Raw genomic sequence first — 21,886 nt, 5'->3', positions numbered from 1 at the left:
GAAGCAATCTATTTTTTATAATGCGTTCAAATGGCACGTTTGCCTAACCTCTTACGCAACATTATGTTTTGTGTTTTGAAAATTTAATCCATACGCCAATCAAACGGCATATCACCTTGGCCACGCAATGCCAACATTAAGGTTTGACGCATATGCGCAAGCACTTCATTGCTATATGGCACAGCCGGCGCGCCCCATACTGGTTTTGGCCAAGCGCTGTCATTTTGATAACGCACAATATGATGAAAATGTAACTGTGGCACCATATTACCTAATGCCGCAACATTCATTTTATCTGCACGGAAAACACGCGCCAATTGGCTAGACAACCAACTAGATTCACGTAAAAACTGCTCTTGGTCGGCTGGGCTTAATTCATATAGCTCAGTCACGCCCGGTACTCGTGGGACTAAAATAAGCCATGGAAACTGCATGTCATTCATTAAACGACATGTTGATAATGGGAAATCACCAACAAGAAAAGTATCTTGGGCTAATTGAGGATGTAAGCTGAACATATCTTTATATATCGTATAAATAACGAAAAGTGATTCAATACTATCATATCCAATTTAACATGAATATGAACTGTGTAAGCTTTTATGCGCTTAATTCGTTGAACCAAGACAATCACCGAATTGGAATTGTACTTGGCTCTAAAATTTGCATCAAAACTGTCATGTATTTGTTCTGCATCGACTTAATGACAGTCTTTTTGTAATTGCGCAAAGAGTTGCTGGATAAAACCAATCCGTTTTTCATATTCTTCGAGTGCAACGGTAATTTTCAGTCGTTGCCCACCTTCCATCCTAAAATAAGTCGGCTGTTTTTGCATCATCTGGATAATGCTCATGGCCTGTACGGGTGTATCGGGTGAAAATTCGATATATCCCCCATTTTGATGGATATCGACCTTGGTCACACCTAAAGTTTCGGCTTGCAAACGAATTTCATGCACACTAAAAAGTTGTTTCACCGCAACAGGCAGCACACCAAAACGGTCAATTAATTCCATACGAATGTTGCTGAGTTTCTCGGCGGTATTTGCGTTACTAATCCGTTTATAAAACAATAATCGTTGATGCACATCACCTAAATATTCATCGGGAATTAATGCCGGCATATGCAAGTTAATTTCTGCGGTCAGGCTGAGTGGCGCATCAAAATTAGGGGTTTTGCCCTTTTGAATGGCTTTGGTCGCTTTTTCTAGCATTTCCATATACAAGCTATAACCAATTGCCTGCATTGAACCACTTTGTTTTTCCCCAAGTAATTCACCTGCACCACGAATTTCTAAATCTTCGGTTGCAAGCATAAAGCCTGCGCCCAAAGTTGAAGCGCGTTGAATGGCATCTAGGCGTTTTTCGGCATCGCCTTTTAATCCCTTAATCGAAGGAACCAACAAATACGCATAAGCTTGATGATGCGAGCGACCGACGCGACCACGTAATTGATGTAATTGCGCCAATCCGAGTTTATCTGCGCGTTCTATAATAATGGTATTGGCATTCGGAACATCAATTCCGGTTTCCACAATGGTTGAACACACCAATACATTATATTCTTTATGATAAAACTGTTGCATGACCTGTTCGAGTTCACGCTCTCGCATTTGTCCGTGTGCAACCGCAACCCGCGCTTCTGGAATTAAAACACGAATATTTTCTGCGGTTCGCTCAATGGTGTCGACTTCGTTATGCAAGAAATAAACCTGACCACCACGCAATAATTCACGTAACACGGCTTCTTTAATGGTTGCGTCACTTTCTTCTTGTACAAACGTTTTAACGGCCAAACGGCGAGCGGGTGGCGTGGCGATAATCGATAAATCTCGCATACCACTAAATGACATATTTAAGGTTCGTGGAATAGGGGTCGCTGTCAGGGTTAACATATCCACATCGGCACGTAAGGCTTTAATACGCTCTTTATCACGCACACCAAATCTATGCTCTTCATCCACCACCATTAAACCCAATTGTTTAAACTGGATATTTTCTTGCAAAATTTTGTGTGTACCAATCACAATATCCACTTTGCCCGAAGCCAAATCTTCAATAGTTGAATTGTGCGTTTTGGTCGAACCAAAGCGCGACAATACTTCAATGCGAATCGGCCAATCGGCAAAACGGTCTTTAAACGATTCATAATGTTGCTGTGCAAGCAAGGTGGTTGGCACCAAAACTGCGACTTGCTTATTGTTTTGTACCGCCACAAATGCCGCCCGCATAGCAACTTCGGTTTTACCAAAACCAACATCACCACAAACCAAGCGATCCATTGGCTTCGCCAGTTGCATATCGTGTAAGGTGGCATCAATAGCATTGGCCTGATCTAATGTTTCTTCATAGGCAAAACCGCTGGCAAATTGCATATATAAACGTTGATCAATTTCAAAACCATACCCCGGTTTAGACTGTCGCCGTGCTTGTATATGCAACAACTCTGCTGCGACATCATGAATTTGTTCTAAGGCCTTGCGTTTCGCCTTCGACCATTGATCATTTCCAAGCTTGTGTAATGGCGCCAAATCTGGATCACCGCCACTATAACGGCTAATCAAATTTAAATTTGAAACTGGCACATAAATTTTGGCTTCATCGGCATAATTTAACTGCAAAAATTCGTATTCTTGCTCATCAATCGTTAACGTCACCAACCCCGCGTAACGGCCCACACCATGATCAAGATGTACCACCGGTGCGCCAATACTCAGTTCGGTTAAACTGCGAACCAAAAATTCTTCAGAAATTTCCTGCTGACGTTTCTTACGCCGCTGCACCACGCGATGCTCATACAGCTGATTTTCAGAGATAATCGCCAGTTGTTCAGGAATGAGCAATCCGCGATCCAAAGGCGCGCTGGTAATGGCAACCGCATGTTTAGACTGCAAAAACTGCTCAAAAGAGTCAACCTGAGCAATATCACCAAAACTTGAACGTAAAGTATCTTTTAGTGTTTCACGCCGACCGGCACTTTCGGCAACAAAAAGGACTGGATAATTGACTGCATCGACATAATCTTTGACTTTATGAAAAGGATATTCAGACTTGGCATCTACAGCCAATTGCGGTGGCGTTAAGGTATCTATATTGACTACACCAGCTTTTGGCGCAAATGCTTCAGATGAAATCACTAAGCGTTTAAACTGATTCAGTGCTTGCGCGACTTTTTGCGGCGCTAAGAATAAATCTTCTGGTGCTAAAATAGGCTGATCTATATTATGACGGCGATCTTCATAACGCCGATAAACCTCTGCCCAAAACTGTACTAACAGCGCATCTAAATCGTCCGTTGCCACCACAATGGTATTTGCGGGGAAATAGTCACTTAAACTACTTTGGCTTTCCATGTCTGCTGCGTTAAAAAACAATGGAAAGTAAAACTCTAATCCTGACGATGAAATCCCTTCTAACACATCTTGATAAATAGGGTTTTTCTTAGGATTGGCGGTAGGAAATTTTTCGGCATAACGTTCGCGAAAAGTTGCTCGTGCATCTTTAAGCGGAAATTCTTTTGCCGGTAAAATACGAAATTCTTGTAAGTTTTGCGTGGTTCTTTGGGTTTCAGGATCAAAAAATTTAAGCGAATCGATTTCATCATCAAACAAGTCAATGCGAATGGGCGCTTGCTGACCCGAAGCATAGATATCCATAATACTGCCACGAACGGCAAACTCACCATGATCGTAAACGGTATCGACCAACTGATAACCCGCTTGAATCAAACGTTTCTTTTGTTGGGCTAAATCAAATTTCTGCCCCACTTGAATGTCAAAATGCTCGCCCAACACCCAATTCACAGGGGAAACGCGCTGCGCAAAAGTGGTTGCAGAAACCAAAACAATGCCGCTTTTGGGCATATTAGATAAAATTGCCAAGCGTTCTGACACAATATCTTGATGTGGCGATAAACGGTCGTACGGTAGAATTTCCCAATCTGGGAAAATGGTGGGCTTTAATCCATAAAATTCAAATTCACTTTCTAACTGCGCCAAGTGCTGATTATTTCGTGCAATCAACACGTATAATTGTGAAGACTGCTGCACCACTTCTTTTAATAACAGCGCTGTTGCCGAACCAAGCAAGCCACCCGCCCAGCGCTTTTCATGTTGCTTTAATTGATCTAAGTTTAGTCGTTGAATATACGTTGAAAAAATAGACATGGATCTAAGAAATAGCCTGTTTTTAGATATTTAAACATAGTACCACGTCTGTTTTTATCTGTTCAGCGCAATTCATGACTTTTCTCTATAAAGGTTCTCAAGGAATGTTCTAAGACATAAGTAAATTACGTGCCGCAATTAAAATACCGTTATTGTCGGCATAGACATATTGTCCCGATTTGATTTGAATACCGCCCAAATGAATATCGACACCCACATCGCCCACACCTTGTCGAAGGCTCTTTTTCGGCGTTGCGGCTAAGGCAAAAATACCTAAATTCAAGGTTGCTAAAATATCGACATCTCGCACACAACCATAAATAATGACGCCATTCCAGCCATGCTGTACCGCAGATTCTGCAATCATATCGCCCATTAAGGCACAATTCATGGATGCGCCACCATCGACCAATAAAACTTTACCTGTTCCATCAGTTGCTAAAATCTCTTTAACGCGAGAATTATCCTCAAAGCATTTCACAGTAACAATTTCACCAAAAAAAGTTTTTACTTTTCCATAACTTTTAAAAAATTTCCCGTCTAAGTCTGAAGGAATAACTGCAATCGCCTCATTTGGATTATCATCCAATAAATCACAGGTGATAAAAGCAACCATAATATTCTGCTCGATGTATTGTAATTTTTTAAATTAGCATATTTTTTAATCTTTCCAACCAATGTAGCCCACCTTAAGACCAAGGTATAAGCGACAAGAAGGCGAGTAAATTTTACATACTATTTAACGCCCTAATGTTTTACAAAATGCATCCAACGCAGCAGCATGATGAGATCAATACGAGGTGTTTATCGGTTTTTCGTATTATTTAGAATTTTAAAGCCCTCTTTTTGCACAATTTTTATACTTATTTAAAATCTAAGTTAGATCAAACCTTGATAATACTTGACTTAAGAGCAATGTTTTATCAAAATAACGCTCTTGTTTACGGGCTTGTTCAGGCAAATTGAGTAGTTTCAATCTGTTTTAGCCCGCCCAGACCAATCTAATTCAAGGAGTGCAAGAGTGGCAAACTCTGCTCAGGCTAAAAAACGTGCGCGTCAAAACATTAAAGCGCGCAAACACAACGCAAGTTTGCGTTCTATGGTTCGTACTTATATCAAACGTACTTTAAGTGCGATTGCTACTGGTGACCACGCTGTTGCAACAGAAGCTTTCACAAAAGCTGTTCCTGTTATCGACCGTTTGGCTGACAAAGGCATCATCCATAAAAACAAAGCAGCTCGTCACAAGAGCCGCTTAAATGCACAAGTTAAAGCTTTAGCTAACTAATGCATTAAAAAAAGCCCTAAGGGGCTTTTTTGTTATCTTGGCTTTTGTTGCTGAAATTCCTGAATGGACAATTGATGCAACTCGCCTCGCCAAATCCACTTTAAAACGCTTTGGGCAAAACAATCGCCTTCAAACCACACAAAAACACCTTCCATCATTTCTGGCCAATCGCTTTTATCTAAGTAATTTTGATTGCGCATTACAGTCAGCATTGCCGCAATAATTGTATCGTGACTAACAGCCAAGCTTAACCCACCGGCTTGTTGTGGATGCGTGTTATAAATTAATTCAAGTACATCGACCACACCAGCAATTGGATGCTTCATTCCCGGCAATGCATTATTCACAAAGCTATTAATAAAACCTAACGCGCCCTGCTCTTTAAAATATGGCGCTGCTTGCTGAATATCTAATACAAAACTTCCGGGTTCAACCAACAATCCATGTTGGATAATTTCGATATGATGTGTATTCGAACAGCGCGCAATTTGGTCAGCGCCTTGAATCATTAATGCTGCGGTATCAATACAACGCTGAATTGGGCTAGAAATACAATGCTGAATCACCCGATGTGTATGCTCTATTAAATACTTACCCCAAGCTTGTGCGAGTATTTTACCGTCTTCTGTTAATTGTAAGTCATAGCCGGCAAGACCCTGCCCAACCACAATTTCTCGCACCGAATGCCGAGTAAAAAGTGTGACAGGAATATGTGCTTCCGGCAATAAATCAATCGCTTGCAGCATGCTTTTGGGTAATAATTCTAATGACATTGCAATGTATTCATTACTGTTTTATGACTTAATATACCACACTTAACCCATGCCTGATTTTTTCATCAGATTTAACGCGTTCAAAGCAATCGCTTTCGTATCTACAGAAATAAAAGCCAAAAAGCCTGAATTTAATACTGTATCGCGCACGTTATAACGAAACGGTTTGGCATCCAAAGTAATTAATCCACCACCGACACTTTCAAGCAACCCTTGCCCTGCACTGGTATCCCACTCACAGGTAGGATGAAAGCGCGGATATAAATCAATTTCACCTTCTAGCATCATACAAAATTTATAGGCACTGCCTGAAAAAACCGGCTCAACCATCTGTGTTTGTTGCAATATCTGCATCAATTGCTGATATTCAGCTTGCCGACTATTGTGACTCAAACCCAGCTTTAATTTTTGCTGCTTTGCCATAGATGCTTCATAAGATTGCCACTGCTGATTTTTCTGATCATATTTATACGGTTTTTGGTGGGTATAACCCAAATAGATAATTTGCTGCGCAGGTACAGCAATCACAGAAAATAAGGTTTGACCATGCTCAATTAAACTCAAATTAATGGTAAATTCTGGTCGTTTTTTTAAAAATTCTTTGGTTCCGTCTAGTGGGTCAAGCAGCCAACATTTCGACCATTGCTGGCGCAAAGCAATATCACCTTCTTCGGACAACACAGGAATATCTGGTGTTTTTTCACCAAGTGCATGAACAATAAATGCATTGGCTTTGAGGTCGGCTTGAGTCACTGGCGAATGATCGGTTTTGATTTGAACATCAAACTGCTCGGACGCCAAACAATATGTTTGATATTCTTGCTGTAAAATTAAATTTGCAGCAGATATTATTGTCACAACATCATCAATAAATGCATCTTGAGGCGCAGCACAAGCTTTAAACATAATCTTCCTTTATCATTCCACACATCTATTTTTTAGCAAACTTTAATGCTTAAGGCTTGTAAATTAGACAGTTGACCTTATTCTATAATAGTACATTAAATATAGTTAGTTGCTTCACTATAGATAAAGCTCAATTTCTTGCAACTTAAAGAAATGACGCTGTTTTACAAGATAGGATGTGCATGAACAAACACGAAGAAACGAATCAAGGCATGCGTGTCGACAAATGGCTTTGGGCGGCACGTTTTTTTAAAACGCGTTCTATTGCCAAAGCGGCTATTGAAGGCGGCAAGGTTCATCACCAAAATGAACGGGTCAAAGTTTCTAAAGAAATCCGCATTGGCATGGAACTAACCATCCAACAAGGCATAGATAAAAAAACTGTGGTGATTAAAGCGCTGTCTGACGTTCGTGGGCCCGCGCCTGTTGCTCAGCAGCTTTACAATGAAACCGAAACCAGTATTGCGCGCCGTGAACTTTTTGCTTCACAACGGAAATTACAAAACTTGGCCCGACCCGATCATCGACCAAGTAAAAAAGACCGCCGCCAGATTCAAAAATTTAAGCACGATCATGATCAACACTATGAATCTTCATGGAGTTATCACGACGAATGAGTGCGACATGTTATGTCGCATACTGAAAAATCAACATAGCCAATTTCATTTAAATCTGTCAGTATAATGCCGTGGTGTCGAGATTATCTTTCCTATACATCCACTTTAGTGTGTACAGACATTATTATCGTTTTGAGGTCGTAAGATGGATGAAAACAAAAGCAAAGCACTGAATGCCGCTTTGAGTCAAATTGAAAAACAGTTTGGTAAAAATACCGTTATGCGCTTGGGTGATAATACCGTTCAAGCCGTAGAAGCCGTATCTACAGGTTCTTTAACCCTCGATATCGCGCTTGGTATTGGTGGCTTGCCTAAAGGGCGTATTGTCGAAATTTATGGTCCTGAATCTTCAGGTAAAACCACCATGACATTACAAGCCATTGCACAATGCCAAAAAGCAGGTGGAACATGCGCATTTATTGATGCCGAGCATGCATTAGATCCACAATATGCCCGCAAACTGGGTGTAGATATTGACAACCTTTTGGTTTCACAGCCAGACAATGGCGAACAAGCTTTAGAAATTGCTGATATGTTGGTTCGTTCTGGGGCAATCGACCTTATTGTTGTCGATTCGGTTGCTGCATTAACCCCTAAAGCCGAAATTGAAGGCGAAATGGGCGACTCACATATGGGTTTACAAGCACGTTTAATGAGTCAAGCTTTACGTAAAATTACTGGTAACGCCAAACGCCTGAATTGTATGGTGATTTTCATTAACCAAATTCGTATGAAAATTGGTGTGATGTTTGGTAGCCCAGAAACAACAACTGGTGGTAATGCACTTAAGTTCTACGCATCTGTGCGTTTAGATATTCGCCGTATCGGACAAGTGAAAGAAGGCGATGAAATTATTGGTTCTGAAACGAAAGTTAAAGTCGTGAAGAACAAAATGGCACCACCATTTAAAGAAGCATTGTTCCAAATTTTGTATGGTAAAGGCGTGAATCAACTGGGTGAAGTGGTTGATTTAGCTGTACAACAAGAAATTGTGCAAAAAGCTGGTGCTTGGTATTCATACCAAGGCAACAAAATTGGCCAAGGTAAAAATAATGTCATTCGTTATTTAGAAGAGAATCCAAAACTTGCACAAGAAATTGAAACGCAAATTCGCGAGCAATTATTAACTAAAAATAATGCGCCTGTCGAGCAAGCGGAAGAAGAAACTCCAGACTTCCTTGAAGGCTAACCAATACATTTTACAAAGAACGCCCTTCGGGGCGTTTTTATTTCATCTTAGGTTTATTTATGTACAAAAAATCCTCGCCCGACGCATTAAAAACCATGACTGGTGCTCGCCTGCGTTCCTACGCATTCGCTTTACTGGCAAAACGCGAATATTCCAAGCAAGAATTAAAAAACAAACTTGCTTGTTATGCACAAGATTTAGACGAAGTGCATCAGTTAATTGAAGAACTAGAGCAACAACATTACCAAAGCGATGAACGTGTGGCAAAAATGTTGTTATCTAGCCAAATTAGACAAGGTAAAGGCCCGCGCAGAATTGCTCAAGCTTTGCAAAAAAAGGCGCTAGATCCAGAATATATTGAAACAGATTTAGATGATGTCGATTGGCTTGAACAAGCTTATCAATTAAAAATTAAGAAATTCGGTACAACCGTCAGCAAAGATCAAAAAGAAATTGCAAAGCAAGTCAGATATTTACAATACAGAGGATATGATATGGATGTGATTTTTAAAGCGATTCTTAAACAAGAGAATGATTTATTAGAATAATGGTGGCAGCCCTACTAGCAAAACCTCGGCACATCATATTTCTGTTACCGTTGCTACCTTCCGGTCCTGGCGGGGTTCACAGAGTACAATTGCGAAGCTACCAGCAGGGCTACCATTACAACGACGATTATAGAGATTTTAGAACGTCGTGCAAGTCAAAATCCTGAAAAAAAAACCATAAGCGCATCTGTTTGTTTGTAAAAAATACAATTCAGTTTAAATTTACTGTTTAACGCTGAAGTTTTATCCACCATAGAAAAATATGCTGTGAGATTGTAAATAGTTATTGCCTATTTTTATATAAACTTGATAATTAAACACATTCGCATTGTCGATCTTTTTCGGCTTTTTCTTTTTGGGTTGGATTATGAAATTTAAAAAAACAGCATTGGGATGTATTGCCTACATGGCGATGAATTCGATTTGGGCAGCACCCATCGAAAATGTCAATTTAAGTCAAAGTAATATCAGCCCAAATAATGTGAGCACACCAACTGCGACGAGTACAGCAAACATTCCCACCAATTTAAACTGGGAATTGGTACAAAAAACTGAACGTCTTGAAAATGAAGTACGCGCGTTACGTGGTTCATTAGAAGAGCAGCAAAACAGCATAGATCAGTTAAAAAAGGATGCTGAGAATCGTTATAACGATCTCGATCAAAGAATACAAATGCTGCAACAAAAAGTCGATCCAGATACCGACGCCTCAACTGACGACAGCCAAAGCGACTCAGCAACACCTGCAACTAATGATGCATCGCCAAGCAATAAACCAGCAAATGCAGCACCTGCCACAAAAACCACGACAGCACCAAACACTCCAGCGAATCCCCCCGCTACAGGAACAACAGCACCAAATAATAAGCCTGCAAATGAAAAGCAAGCCTACACAGCGGCGTTAGATGCATATAAACAAGGTGGCGCAAAATCTGCAATTAGCCCAATGCAAAGTTTTATTAAAACCTACCCAAACAGTGTTTATATTGGCAATGCACATTTTTGGTTGGCGGAATTCTATTTAGCAATTGAACCACCAAACTATACCGAAGCCAAAAAGAACTACGAGATTGTTGCCAAACAATATCCGCAGTCGGCAAAGGCCTCTCGCGCTGTGTATCAACTGTATAGTATTGCCAAAAATATTGATAAAAATAGTGTTTCTGCCAATTTATACCGCCAGCAATTGTTAGCCAAATATCCAAAATCTCAAGAAGCAGGTTTTGTTAAAAAAACTTAAAATCCCCTACTGCCCGCATAAAATTTACTTTATGCTAGGCAGCATCAGATGTTTACAGTTTTCTGAAGTTTAAGGAGTTTTTTATGCAACATCCTGCGGAATTAAAATATGCCTCAAGCCATGAATGGGCAAAAATTGAAGGCGATTTGGTCGTTACAGGGATTTCTGATCATGCTCAAGATGCGTTAGGCGATTTGGTCTATATCGAATTGCCTGAAATTGGTCGTGAAGTGACTGCCGGTGAACAAACAGGTGTTGTAGAGTCCGTCAAAACAGCGTCCGACATTTACGCACCAGTTGCAGGCACTATTGTCGAAATCAATACCACACTCGAAGATGACCCAGATTTTGTAAATGATGACCCATACGGCAAAGGTTGGTTATATAAAATCAAACCGCATAATTTAGATGATCTAGACAACTTGCTTTCAAATACAGATTATGAAGCCGGTTTATAAGCTAACATTAAACTGATTGATTTTAAGAATTTCGGCATTTAATTAATGAATTAAATGCCGATTTTTATTTCTATGCCGTTAAAGCCAGTTGCTTATGCTGTTGCAATAACTGTGCAGCTTGACGCAATAATCGCTCGGTTTTTTCCCAACCCAAACAGCCATCTGTAACCGATTGTCCATAGGTCATGTTGCTCGTGATTTTTTGCTGACCATCGACCAGATGACTTTCAATCATTACACCTTTGACTTGTGTTTGCGCCAACTCTGCAACAATTTGCCCCAACACCGCTTGTTGTTGTAATGGATTTTTCTGACTATTGCCATGGCTGCAATCTACAATTAAGGCTGGGCAATGAAGATGTTTTTGTTTAATCATTTCAATTGAACTCGCGTCATAATTCACACCAGTATTTGAACCACGCAAAATTAAATGCGGATGTGGATTGCCTTGTGAGCAAAGTGCCGCTGGCAGACCAGATGGACTCATTCCAAAAAATTGATGTACATTTTTAGCCGATTGAATAGCATCTAAAGCAATTTGTACCGAACCATCTGTACCATTTTTAAAGCCCACAGGGAAAGCGAGCCCACTACTAATTTCACGATGAATTTGCGATTCCGATGTTCTTGCACCAATAGCACCCCAAGCCAATAAATCATCAAAATACCCCGTAACCATTGGATTTAAAATCTCACTTGCAAGTGGCAACCCCAACTGAATTAACTGTAAATATAACTGACGCGATTGCGCCAAACCTTTTTGTAAATTGGCTTGATCATTTAAATCGGGGTCGTACAAGAATCCTTTCCAGCCCACAGTGGTTCTTGGTTTTTCAATATAGGCGCGCATAACCAAAAACAGCTCGTCTGCAACATGTGCCTGTAATTGATGAAGTCTTTGTGCATACTCCAGCACGGCAGCGGGATCATGAATTGAACATGGCCCCACAATCACCAATAGCCGCTTATCTTTGCCAGATAAAATATTTTCAACGGTTTGGCGTTGTGAGGCAATCTGCTGTGCCAATAACGCATCTAGCGGATATTGTTGTTTTAATTGTTCTGGAGTGGTCAAATGTTGATTTTTAGAATGATGAGTATTCATATAAACGTCCTGAGGGTTTCCCTCTAAATTCATGTTAAGCGTGGTATTTTGTGTTGACTATGCGGCGTACGAAAAAACATAAAAAAATACGCGCTAAAATATGAATAGTTGAATATGAGCATTTTGCATTCCTTAAAACATAAAAAACCTGACTGGGGTTGCCAGTCAGGTTTGAAATTTAACGTGGGCAACCTATTTTTTGCCCAAACGTATTCAGGCGACTATTTAAAGTGCCAAAAATATACGTAAGTGATTAAAGTAGGTTGCTTAGATAACATGTGCTTAAAATAAAAAAATCTTGCTATTGAAAATACGCTGCTTTTTGCAGGAATGCAACATTTTAGATAAAAGAAAATAAAAAAAGCGCCGCAGCGCTTTTTTTTATGAACCTAGAAATTATTTCATTTTGGCTTTAGATTTTAAATATTCAATATAATCGGCCAACTCTTGTTCATTACGCGTTTGCTGGTAGCTATTTTTTAGCTGTTGCAGTTGCTCGGCATTCAAGGTTTTTGAACCTGTACGCGTCACATTAGCGACACCAATCACCACCATTTCATTTGGCAAGGTTGTTGTAGTTACCGACCACATACCTGCTTTTGGCGCTGGTAATGTAAAGGCAGCATTCGCAATATCTGCTTTTAAGTTTTGGCGCGTTAAAATACCCGCTTTTTCAAACTTAATTGGGCTGTTTGCCAATACTTGTGCAGATGGCTGAGTTTTAAAGGCATTTAAAGTGCTGGCAATTTTTGCTTGCGCCAAAGCTTCAGCTTTTTGATCAATCAGCTTCACTTTAATTGCGGCTGTCGCCTGTGCTAAAGATTGCACCCCTGCTGGATGATAATTTTTAATTTTCACCCAAAGCACATTGCCACTGGCTAACTGAATATTACCTGAAATATTGCGGTCACCATTTTTCACATCATCATTAAATAATTTTGTTTTGACGTTTAAATCACCCAAAACAGGATCTTTAGTTAAAGCAGTAATGCCCTGAGCACTATTCACTTTTGCTGTTTTAAATGCTTGGGTAATTGGCGCTAAATCATCGGCACCAACAACGGTTTCATTCAAATTATTCACGGCATCGGTGAACGCGTTGGTTTTCTTGGTTTTCTCAATATCCGCAACCAGTTGCGCTTTTACCGCATCTAGGCTTGGCACATGCGTATTTGGCGCAGTCGCTTCAATAATATGGTAACCAAAACTGGTTTTGACTGGCTGAGAAATTTGACCATTCGGCAAGGCTGCAACCGCATCATCAAACTCTTTTGAGCCTAACGTACCGGCTTGATAACCCTCAAGTAAACCGCCTTTGGCTTTCGAGCTTGAATCTTCAGAGTATTGTTTTGCTGCTGCATCAAAACTCATGCCCGCTTTAATTTTTGCTTCCACGTCATTTGCAAGTTTTAATGCATCTGCATCGGTACGGCCATCATGTGAAATTAAAATATGGCGCACCACTTTGTTTGCACTTTTATTCACCTGATCGACATACTTTTTATACGCTTGCTGAATTTCAGCATCGGTTGCAGCAGGTACAGCGGTTGTGAACATATCTGGTGAGAGCATTACATAATCAACATCTACGCTGGCATTTTGCTTAAAGCTGTTTTTGTGTTGATTGTAGTAATTGGCAATATCTTGATTACTTAACTGAATATTCTTTTTATATTCATCAAGCTTAACGCTGGCTAAGTAAATATCGCGTTGCTCGGTTTCAATATTGGCCAATTGCTCAATATCTGCATTGCTCACCAATGCAAAATTTGAAATCGTTCCTGATAGCATTTTTAAAGAATTGTCTTGGCGCAAGCTTGCAATCAGCTGATCCTTGGTTTTGCCATTGTTACGCAAGTAATTACCAAAAGCTTCGTCACTGAATTTCCCATTAACTTGGAATTCAGGTACTTGAGACAACATTTGCACAAATTGCGCATCACTTAAACCAATGCCTAGTTTTTGTGCTTGTTGTAAAAGTAACGATTTTGCGACAAGCGTATCTAACGCAGAAGTACGAATCACATCCATATTTAGAAGTGATGCATCTCCTTGTACATATTGTAGATATTGCTGCTGATATGCTTTAACCAAATCATCTAAATCTTTGTTGGTAATGTCTTGGCCATTTACTGTTTTAGCTACATCGGTTTTGTTCGATCCACTAAAATATCCTTCAATACCTACTAACGCTAAAGGTGTTAGGAATAACACGAGCAATGCTATACCCAACCAACCTTTAATCAGTTTACGAAACGATTCCATAAGTATTCCAATATTTTATTTGGCTGCGATTTTAACTGAAATCACAAAATGAATGAATGTGTTCACACAGATTATTTTTTAAATTCCAATAAAAAAACGCGCCTTAAGGCGCGTTTAACAGATTCCTGATTAAGCAACAGAATCTTTTAAGCCTTTTCCAGCTTTAAAGCTTGGAACTTTGCTTGCTTTAATTTGTAGTTCTTCACCAGTTTTAGGATTACGACCAGTACGTGCACTGCGCTCTTTTACATTAAAAGTACCAAAACCAACTAAAGTAACTGTATCGCCACCTTTTAATGCTTCTGTAATTGAAGCAATTGTCGCATCCAATGCTTTACCAGCATCAGTTTTAGACAAACCCCCTTTGGTAGCAATCGCATCAATTAATTCTGATTTATTCATGAAGATGAGTCCTCTATAGTATTGAGTTTGTTTGAGTCCAAGGCTTTTAAATATCCTGTATAGTGCCTTTATAGCAATGCTTAGGGGCAAAAGGCAATACTCTACAAATGCTTTTATTCAATTTTCAGAGAAAATACGATAAAAAAGAAGCAATCTAAACCGTTTGCCTAAAAGATCCACATTTCAATGTGCGGTAAGCTCAAAGTAAGCACCAGACTAAAATTAGCCATTTGAAACAAAAAACAATCAAATAAAGACGCAGAAATTTTCATCTTACGTTTAATGAAAACGCAGATTGAACACTCCAGCATCAATGAATATTTGTTTAAAGCTGTACTGTTGTGTTTACATATATAACTTGCACATTTGCTCAAAGTCATCTAAAAACCAACCTTAGATTATTTTCATATGCACAGAAAAGTGAAGATGAGCTTTTAGGAATTCTTAAACGTATGAATAAGTCACAGCAGACACAAGAACAGCCGCATTTTTTACTCAATGTCAGCATGATTGCTTTAGAAACTTTCTACAGTTTTATTTTAAAACACGATGATATTGTACAACTGCATGCACAACAATTTATCGACCAACAACTCACAGTCAAAGTGAACTGCTACATTCCTTATTTAGATTTTTATGTTCGATTCACGAAAGAAGGCATTTTATTTGACTTACAACCGCCTGCAAATGAACCCGATTTAGAAATTAGTGCAACCATTTTTAACTACATTCAAAGCTTAGTTTTAGGCAATACTCGCAGCACGCGTAGCATTCGCATGTATTGCGATCATGCCGAAACTAAAGACAAGTTCAAAGATTTACTGATTCAACTGGCGCTGCCGAAACTGGCATGTGACTGGAAAAAATGGTTGTTTCGCAGCCAACAAAGCACCGAAACCATCGCCTCAAAAGGCCGAATTAACCCACTGCTTGAAAAAATTGAGTTTCAACGCTCTAAAATTGCGTCACTGCAAATTGAAGTCAAACAGCAGAAAAACAGAATCCGTCATTTGCAAAGCAAGCAATTTAGATTAAACCTGTTCTTCGCCTGTATTATTATCGTACTTTCGGTGATTTTGGGGTATACTCAATTCATGCATTAATCATAATAATATTTTGAAAACTTTATCTTTAACTTATGAATTAAAAAACTTGACTAATTTAGTCAGGATTCTTAAAATTCTAGTCTCTAGTCTAAACATGTGTATCGAATCATGCGCTTAACCACTCGCGGTCGCTACGCAGTCACTGCTCTTCTTGACCTTGCATTGCAGCCTGCTGATCAAACGATTACGCTTGCAGAAATTGCAACTCGTCAAACGATATCTGTTGCTTATCTTGAGCAGTTATTTGCAAAGCTGAAACGTCATGGCTTAGTTTCTAGTGTTCGTGGTGCAAATGGTGGCTACCATTTGGCTAAGAGCGCAGAGGAAATTACCGTTTTAGAAATCATTGAAGCTGTAAACGAAACAGTAGATGCCACGCGTTGTGATCATCAAGGCAATTGCCAAAATGGCGCAATGTGCCTGACACACGACTTATGGCATAACCTATCTAACCATATTGCCGATTACCTAGCCAAAATATCGTTAGCTGACCTGCTTGTACGTGACAACGTTCAAATGGTTGCGCTTCGACAAAATTCAACTCATTTTGACTCAGAAATTTTATCGGTTACAGGTATTTAACATGAAACGCCCTATTTATCTAGACTATGCCGCAACAACACCAGTACATCCACAAGTTGCTGAGCGCATGATGGAATGTCTTACAGTTGACGGTACATTTGGTAACCCTGCTTCACGTTCGCACGCTTACGGCTGGCAAGCAGAAGAAAAAGCCGAATATGCGCGTGAGCAAGTCGCGAATCTTGTTAAAGCAGATCCACGTGAAATTGTTTGGACTTCAGGTGCAACTGAATCAGACAACTTAGCACTTAAAGGCATCGCACAATTTTATGCATCTAAAGGTAAACACATTATTACCAGTAAAATTGAGCATAAAGCTGTTTTAGATACCTGCCGTGAACTTGAAGAAGAAGGTTTTGAAATCACCTACTTAGAGCCACAACCGCAAACGGGTTTAATTACCCCTGAAATGGTTGCAGCAGCTTTACGCCCAGACACAATTTTAGTTTCACTCATGATGGTAAACAACGAAATTGGTACCATCACAGACGTTGCAGCGATTGGCGAATTGACGCGCGCGAATAAAACCTTCTTGCATGTCGATGCAGCACAAGCCGCAGGAAAAGTTGAAATTGACTTAACTAAAATGAAAGTCGATTTAATGAGTTTCTCTGGTCACAAAGCTTACGGTCCAAAAGGTATTGGCGCGTTATATGTCCGCCGTAATCCACGTGTTCGCTTAAAAGCACAAATGCACGGTGGTGGACACGAACGTGGTATGCGTTCTGGTACATTGGCAACACACCAAATTGTAGGTATGGGTGAAGCATTTGAAATTGCGGGTAAAACATTAGATGCGGAACAAACCCGTTTACGTGTATTACGCGACAAACTTTGGAATGGCTTACAAGATTTAGAACAAGTGTTCTTAAACGGCCACCCTGAATATAACGTTGCAAACTATTTAAATGTCAGCTTCAACTTTGTTGAAGGTGAATCACTCATGATGGCATTAAAAGATATTGCTGTTTCAAGTGGTTCAGCATGTACATCTGCAACATTAGAACCTTCTTATGTATTACGTGCATTGGGTCTTTCTGACGAATTAGCACACAGCTCGATTCGTTTCAGTTTTGGTAAATACACGACTGAAGAAGAAATTGATCACGTCATTGCAGTAACCAAATCTGCTGTAGAAAAACTTCGTGAACTTTCTCCACTTTGGGATATGTATAAAGAAGGGATTGATCTTTCAACCGTTGAATGGGCAGAACATTAATCTATTGAGATTAATGTTTTCACCCTCATATAAATATTGATACTCAGGTTAGTACCCTAGGTTCGGAGAAGTAACATGGCATACAGCGAAAAAGTTATCGATCATTATGAAAACCCTCGTAACGTAGGTGTTTTAGACAAAAATTCAGCCAATGTTGGTACAGGCATGGTCGGTGCACCTGCATGTGGTGACGTAATGCGCTTGCAAATTCAGGTCGATGATCAAGGTGTTATCGAAGAAGCTCGCTTTAAAACTTATGGTTGTGGTTCTGCAATCGCATCAAGCTCGCTAGTTACAGAATGGTTAAAAGGTAAAACTCTTGACCAAGCACAAGCGATTAAGAACATCGATATTGCCAATGAACTTGCACTACCACCAGTAAAAGTACACTGCTCTGTTCTGGCTGAAGATGCAATTAAAGCCGCAATTGAAGATTATCGCCACAAGCAAGAAGCAGATGTTTAATCTGAATTAATGGAGTTTTCATGATTAATTTAACTGAAAATGCAGCGACTCATATTCGCAATTACCTACTTAATCGTGGTAAAGGTGAAGGAATCCGCATTGGGGTGAAAACTTCAGGGTGTTCTGGTTTAGCATACGTACTTGAATTTGTAGATGAAGCCGATTCACACGATGAAATGTTTGAACATTTTGGCGTGAAAGTTTTTGTTGACCCGAAAAGCTTGGTTTATCTTGATGGTTTAGAGATGGATTATGTGAAAAATGGGCTGAATGAAGGCTTTGAATTCAACAATCCAAATCAAAAAGGTGAATGTGGCTGTGGCGAGTCTTTTACCGTCTAATCCACTCACCCTCCTTCCGTTTAATAAAACAGTGTATAATCCACTGTTTTATTAACATTTATCGCTTGCGGAAAACTCCCCATGAATCATTTTGAGTTGTTTAATTTAACAACTGCGCTTGATATTGATTTAACTGCGTTAAAATCAGAGTTTTTAAAACTGCAGCAACAATATCATCCAGATAAAGCACAAGATAAAGCTCAGGCACTCATTCAATCTAGTGAAATTAATCAAGCCTATAAAACGCTATCACTGGTCGACAGTCGTGCTGCCTATCTGTTGTCGCTAAAAAAACAAGATCAAGGTTTAGAACAATCTATTCATGATTTTGAATTTTTACAGTCTGCCTTAGAAATTCGCGAACAACTTGATGAAGCAAGTACTGAAGATCAATTAAAAGGTCTCAAAACTGAAGTTGAACAATGGATTTCAGGATTAGTCCGCGAATTCAAAATTGATTATGATGCCGAAGATTGGTCTGAAGCACGCGATACGGTGCGAAAATTAAAATTTTTCCAACGTGTCATGAATGACATCGAAAAAGCAGAAGATCGATTATTGGATGATGATCATTTTGATTTAGACGATGAATTTTAAGTTTTACTTTTTCAAGGATTTTATTAATGGCGCTCTTGCAAATCGCTGAACCAGGTCAATCTAGTGCTCCGCATGAACATCGCATTGCGATTGGGATTGACTTAGGAACAACGCACTCTTTAGTTGCAACGATGCGTTCAGGCCAAGCCAAAGTTTTACCAGATGAACAAGGTCGCGTATTGCTGCCGTCTATTGTTTATTATGGCGCACCGCTCAGCTATGGCGAAGAAGCCAAACCGTTTATTACCCAAGACCCTAAAAATACGATTGTTTCTGTAAAGCGCTTCATGGGTCGCTCACAAGCAGATATAAAATTTCAGCATCCATATGAATTGGTTGGTGAAGCGAATGAAATGCCAGCATTTCAAACCCATGCTGGTGCAAAAACACCTGTTGAAATTTCTGCAGATATTTTAAAACAATTAAAAATCCGTGCTGAAAAAAGTATTGAACAACCGATTAATGGCGCAGTCATTACCGTCCCTGCATATTTCGATGAAGCACAGCGCCAAGCAACGCGTGATGCGGCACAACTGGCAGGTTTAAATGTTTTACGCTTACTAAATGAACCTACCGCTGCGGCCGTGGCTTACGGTTTAGATCAAGAAAGCACCCTCACTACCGATCGTAACTATGTCATTTATGATTTAGGTGGTGGCACATTCGATGTTTCAATTTTACGTTTTTCCAAAGGCGTATTTGAAGTTCTCGCAACAGGCGGACATACCGCACTAGGTGGTGATGACTTAGATCGCTTAATTGTAAAATGGGCAAAACAACAGCTGAATATAGATACACTCAGCGATATTGAATATGCACACTTTATGGTTGCTGCACGCCGTGCAAAAGAACAGTTGTCCGATGCAGCATCGGTAGAACTAGAACTACCGAACCATCAATTAGCACTCGATCGCCCAACCTTCGAGCGCATTATTCAAGTGGCATTAGACCACAGCATTAGCGTATGCAAACGTGTGATTCGTGATGCTAAGCTTGAACTGACAGATATTCATAATGTTGTACTTGTGGGTGGTTCTACACGCTCGTATGCAGTACAACAAGCAGTTGCGCGCTTCTTTGAACAAACACCGCTGTGTTCAATTAACCCAGATGAAGTGGTTGCCATTGGTGCTGCAATTACCGCAGATCAATTGATTGGCAATATCAAAGATGGCTCTTTATTGCTTGATGTGACCCCACTCTCGCTAGGTTTAGAAACCATGGGCGGATTGGTCGAGCGCTTAATTTCGCGAAATACTGCTATTCCTGTGGCTCGCCGCCAAGAATTTACCACTTATCAAGATGGCCAAACCGCCATGCTCATTCATGTGGTTCAAGGCGAACGAGATTTAGTCGAACATTGCCGATCTTTAGGCCGCTTTGTATTGCACGGCATCCCACCCATGACTGCTGGTCAAGCTCGCATTGAAGTGACCTTCCAAGTCGATGCAGACGGTCTTTTGGCAGTTTCAGCCAAAGAAACCACATCGGGCGTTGAGGCGCGTATTGATATTAAGCCATCTTATGGTTTAGCCGATCAAGATATGCAACGTTTGCTCCTTGAAGGTTTCGAATATGCCGCTCAAGACAAAGAATTGCGTCATTTGCAAGAAACCAAAGTTGAAGCTCAACGCGAACTTGAAGCACTCGAGCAAGCATTAAAAGCTGATCAACACTTATTAGAGGCATCTCAACTGGATGCACTCGAAAATGCACGAACAGCCCTGCAAGCACAGCTTGAAACACAAGATATTAAAGCCATCGAACAGGCTGTAGAACAGCTTAAAATCTATAGCGATGCCTTTGCAGCAATACGCATGAATCGTCACATTGATCATGCGCTCAAAGGCACCAAATTAGACGATTGGTCAAACTCAACTTCTGAATAGGTAAAGATGAATGCCACGTATTAAAGTTCTTCCTCATGCACAAATTTGCCCAGAAGGTGCAGAGTTTAATGTAGATGCAGATGCGAATTTATGCGAAAGCCTATTGAAAAATGGGATTAAAATTGAACACGCCTGCGATATGTCTGCTGCGTGTACAACATGCCATGTTGTGGTACGTAAAGGCTTTGACAGCTTAACGGAAATGAATGATGTTGAAGCAGATTTACTCGATCGTGCTTGGGGCTTAGAACCTGACTCACGTCTATCTTGCCAAGTCGTCATTACCGATGAAGATTTAGAAGTGGAAATCCCTAAATACACCATTAACCACGCATCAGAAAATCATTAATTTTCAAAAAATAAAAAAAGGACTCAACTTGAGTCCTTTTTTATTTGATAGATTCGCCATCTGATGAAAATTAAATTCAAGCTATAAAAAATAATTTTTACATAACAACAGTGAAAGGCTACCGAATGTACTACGTATTCAACTTTGCTAATTTATACAACTCGTTAAAACCATTTAATTATTCGGTGGTGTTTCAAAAAGTATGCTGGCATTAGACGGATCCATTGTTGATATAAAAGAACACTAAATCAAACGCTTTGAAATGATTCTCAAGCTTTTTGGAGAAGTTACAGCTTCTCCTAAATCCTCGCCTGATGCGATGCCTCAATCGACAATTATTTCCTTCAATACCCACAGTGAAAAACTTACCAATCAATTGTTT

23 protein-coding genes and 1 other RNA gene are annotated in these 21,886 nt (G+C 39.9%); 14 read left to right on the top strand and 10 right to left on the bottom strand.

The annotated features are described in order from the left end of the window. Positions 1-83: 83 nt before the first annotated feature. The 3 genes from I2F62_RS07530 to rraA form a co-directional block, all read right to left on the bottom strand. Entirely contained in the window at positions 84-518 is a 435-nt protein-coding gene (locus I2F62_RS07530) for an HIT domain-containing protein (RefSeq protein ID WP_324626405.1), read from the bottom strand. A 182-nt stretch (positions 519-700) separates the two neighbouring features. Further along, positions 701-4,165, bottom strand: coding sequence for a transcription-repair coupling factor (gene mfd, locus I2F62_RS07525; protein WP_420713741.1), 3,465 nt, complete (start codon positions 4,163-4,165; stop codon positions 701-703). 109 nt (positions 4,166-4,274) lie between these two features. Next, the gene (gene rraA, locus I2F62_RS07520) at positions 4,275-4,781 is read right to left on the bottom strand and encodes a ribonuclease E activity regulator RraA (protein ID WP_324626404.1); all 507 of its coding nucleotides are present in this window, start codon (positions 4,779-4,781) and stop codon (positions 4,275-4,277) included. Positions 4,782-5,186: 405 nt separating this feature from the next. Between rraA and rpsT the strand changes: the two genes are divergently transcribed. After that, the gene (gene rpsT, locus I2F62_RS07515) at positions 5,187-5,453 is read left to right on the top strand and encodes a 30S ribosomal protein S20 (protein WP_324626403.1); all 267 of its coding nucleotides are present in this window, start codon (positions 5,187-5,189) and stop codon (positions 5,451-5,453) included. A gap of 32 nt (positions 5,454-5,485) precedes the next feature. On the opposite strand, the gene I2F62_RS07510 is transcribed toward rpsT, so the two are convergent. Together I2F62_RS07510 and I2F62_RS07505 are read right to left on the bottom strand one after the other, a co-directional pair. After that, positions 5,486-6,226: a histidine phosphatase family protein gene (locus tag I2F62_RS07510; RefSeq protein WP_324626402.1), complete on the bottom strand. Its 741-nt coding sequence runs from the start codon at positions 6,224-6,226 to the stop codon at positions 5,486-5,488. 42 nt (positions 6,227-6,268) lie between these two features. Continuing rightward, positions 6,269-7,132 (bottom strand): 3'(2'),5'-bisphosphate nucleotidase CysQ, encoded by an 864-nt coding sequence (locus I2F62_RS07505; protein WP_324626401.1) that lies wholly within the window; start codon positions 7,130-7,132, stop codon positions 6,269-6,271. Positions 7,133-7,308: 176 nt separating this feature from the next. Between I2F62_RS07505 and I2F62_RS07500 the strand changes: the two genes are divergently transcribed. From I2F62_RS07500 to I2F62_RS07490, 3 genes are all read left to right on the top strand, one after another. Next, positions 7,309-7,749 carry an RNA-binding S4 domain-containing protein gene (locus I2F62_RS07500; RefSeq protein WP_420713740.1) on the top strand — a complete coding sequence of 147 codons (441 nt, stop codon included), beginning with the start codon at positions 7,309-7,311 and terminating at the stop codon, positions 7,747-7,749. A 145-nt stretch (positions 7,750-7,894) separates the two neighbouring features. After that, positions 7,895-8,938, top strand: a complete 1,044-nt coding sequence (gene recA / locus I2F62_RS07495; protein ID WP_324626399.1) for a recombinase RecA — start codon at positions 7,895-7,897, stop codon at positions 8,936-8,938. Positions 8,939-8,997: 59 nt separating this feature from the next. After that, a complete protein-coding gene (locus I2F62_RS07490) occupies positions 8,998-9,486 on the top strand; it encodes a regulatory protein RecX (protein ID WP_324626398.1) in 489 nt (162 codons plus the stop codon). A 9-nt stretch (positions 9,487-9,495) separates the two neighbouring features. Here the strand turns inward: I2F62_RS07490 and ffs are convergent. Further along, positions 9,496-9,592, bottom strand: an RNA gene (gene ffs / locus I2F62_RS07485) — signal recognition particle sRNA small type. A gap of 261 nt (positions 9,593-9,853) precedes the next feature. On the opposite strand from ffs, the gene I2F62_RS07480 reads away from it, so the two are divergent. Together I2F62_RS07480 and gcvH are read left to right on the top strand one after the other, a co-directional pair. Further along, positions 9,854-10,726, top strand: a complete 873-nt coding sequence (locus I2F62_RS07480; RefSeq protein WP_324626397.1) for a YbgF trimerization domain-containing protein — start codon at positions 9,854-9,856, stop codon at positions 10,724-10,726. An 83-nt stretch (positions 10,727-10,809) separates the two neighbouring features. After that, positions 10,810-11,184 (top strand): glycine cleavage system protein GcvH, encoded by a 375-nt coding sequence (gene gcvH / locus I2F62_RS07475; protein WP_324626396.1) that lies wholly within the window; start codon positions 10,810-10,812, stop codon positions 11,182-11,184. Between the two features lie 70 nt (positions 11,185-11,254). On the opposite strand, the gene I2F62_RS07470 is transcribed toward gcvH, so the two are convergent. From I2F62_RS07470 to I2F62_RS07460, 3 genes are all read right to left on the bottom strand, one after another. After that, a complete protein-coding gene (locus I2F62_RS07470; protein ID WP_324626395.1) occupies positions 11,255-12,289 on the bottom strand; it encodes a 3-deoxy-7-phosphoheptulonate synthase in 1,035 nt (344 codons plus the stop codon). 396 nt (positions 12,290-12,685) lie between these two features. Beyond that, the gene (locus I2F62_RS07465) at positions 12,686-14,554 is read right to left on the bottom strand and encodes a SurA N-terminal domain-containing protein (RefSeq protein ID WP_324626394.1); all 1,869 of its coding nucleotides are present in this window, start codon (positions 14,552-14,554) and stop codon (positions 12,686-12,688) included. 129 nt (positions 14,555-14,683) lie between these two features. Next, entirely contained in the window at positions 14,684-14,956 is a 273-nt protein-coding gene (locus tag I2F62_RS07460; protein ID WP_324626393.1) for an HU family DNA-binding protein, read from the bottom strand. A gap of 452 nt (positions 14,957-15,408) precedes the next feature. Between I2F62_RS07460 and I2F62_RS07455 the strand changes: the two genes are divergently transcribed. The 8 genes from I2F62_RS07455 (at position 15,409) to fdx (ending at position 21,504) form a co-directional block, all read left to right on the top strand. Next, complete coding sequence (locus I2F62_RS07455) at positions 15,409-16,059, top strand: hypothetical protein (protein ID WP_324626392.1); 651 nt, start codon at positions 15,409-15,411, stop codon at positions 16,057-16,059. A 111-nt stretch (positions 16,060-16,170) separates the two neighbouring features. Then, positions 16,171-16,644 carry an Rrf2 family transcriptional regulator gene (locus tag I2F62_RS07450; RefSeq protein ID WP_324626391.1) on the top strand — a complete coding sequence of 158 codons (474 nt, stop codon included), beginning with the start codon at positions 16,171-16,173 and terminating at the stop codon, positions 16,642-16,644. Position 16,645: 1 nt separating this feature from the next. Then, a complete protein-coding gene (locus I2F62_RS07445) occupies positions 16,646-17,863 on the top strand; it encodes an IscS subfamily cysteine desulfurase (protein WP_324626390.1) in 1,218 nt (405 codons plus the stop codon). 75 nt (positions 17,864-17,938) lie between these two features. Then, on the top strand, positions 17,939-18,328 hold the full coding sequence (gene iscU / locus I2F62_RS07440; RefSeq protein ID WP_324626389.1) for a Fe-S cluster assembly scaffold IscU: 390 nt from the start codon (positions 17,939-17,941) through the stop codon (positions 18,326-18,328). A gap of 20 nt (positions 18,329-18,348) precedes the next feature. Continuing rightward, complete coding sequence (gene iscA / locus I2F62_RS07435) at positions 18,349-18,669, top strand: iron-sulfur cluster assembly protein IscA (RefSeq protein WP_324626388.1); 321 nt, start codon at positions 18,349-18,351, stop codon at positions 18,667-18,669. 81 nt (positions 18,670-18,750) lie between these two features. Continuing rightward, the gene (gene hscB / locus I2F62_RS07430) at positions 18,751-19,266 is read left to right on the top strand and encodes a Fe-S protein assembly co-chaperone HscB (protein WP_324626387.1); all 516 of its coding nucleotides are present in this window, start codon (positions 18,751-18,753) and stop codon (positions 19,264-19,266) included. A 26-nt stretch (positions 19,267-19,292) separates the two neighbouring features. Continuing rightward, on the top strand, positions 19,293-21,155 hold the full coding sequence (hscA, locus tag I2F62_RS07425; RefSeq protein ID WP_324626386.1) for a Fe-S protein assembly chaperone HscA: 1,863 nt from the start codon (positions 19,293-19,295) through the stop codon (positions 21,153-21,155). A gap of 10 nt (positions 21,156-21,165) precedes the next feature. Continuing rightward, positions 21,166-21,504, top strand: coding sequence for an ISC system 2Fe-2S type ferredoxin (fdx, locus tag I2F62_RS07420; RefSeq protein WP_324626385.1), 339 nt, complete (start codon positions 21,166-21,168; stop codon positions 21,502-21,504). 211 nt (positions 21,505-21,715) lie between these two features. On the opposite strand, the gene I2F62_RS07415 is transcribed toward fdx, so the two are convergent. Next, positions 21,716-21,886: IS1 family transposase (locus I2F62_RS07415; RefSeq protein ID WP_324625973.1), on the bottom strand; the 171-nt coding region annotated here is incomplete at its 5' end.

Origin of the sequence: Acinetobacter sp. MD2(2019), assembly GCF_035615615.1 — a bacterium.
In the GTDB taxonomy this organism is placed as follows: Bacteria; Pseudomonadota; Gammaproteobacteria; order Pseudomonadales; family Moraxellaceae; genus Acinetobacter.
Note: the sequence above shows the minus strand (reverse complement) of the source record. Positions and strands in the feature narration are given on the sequence as shown.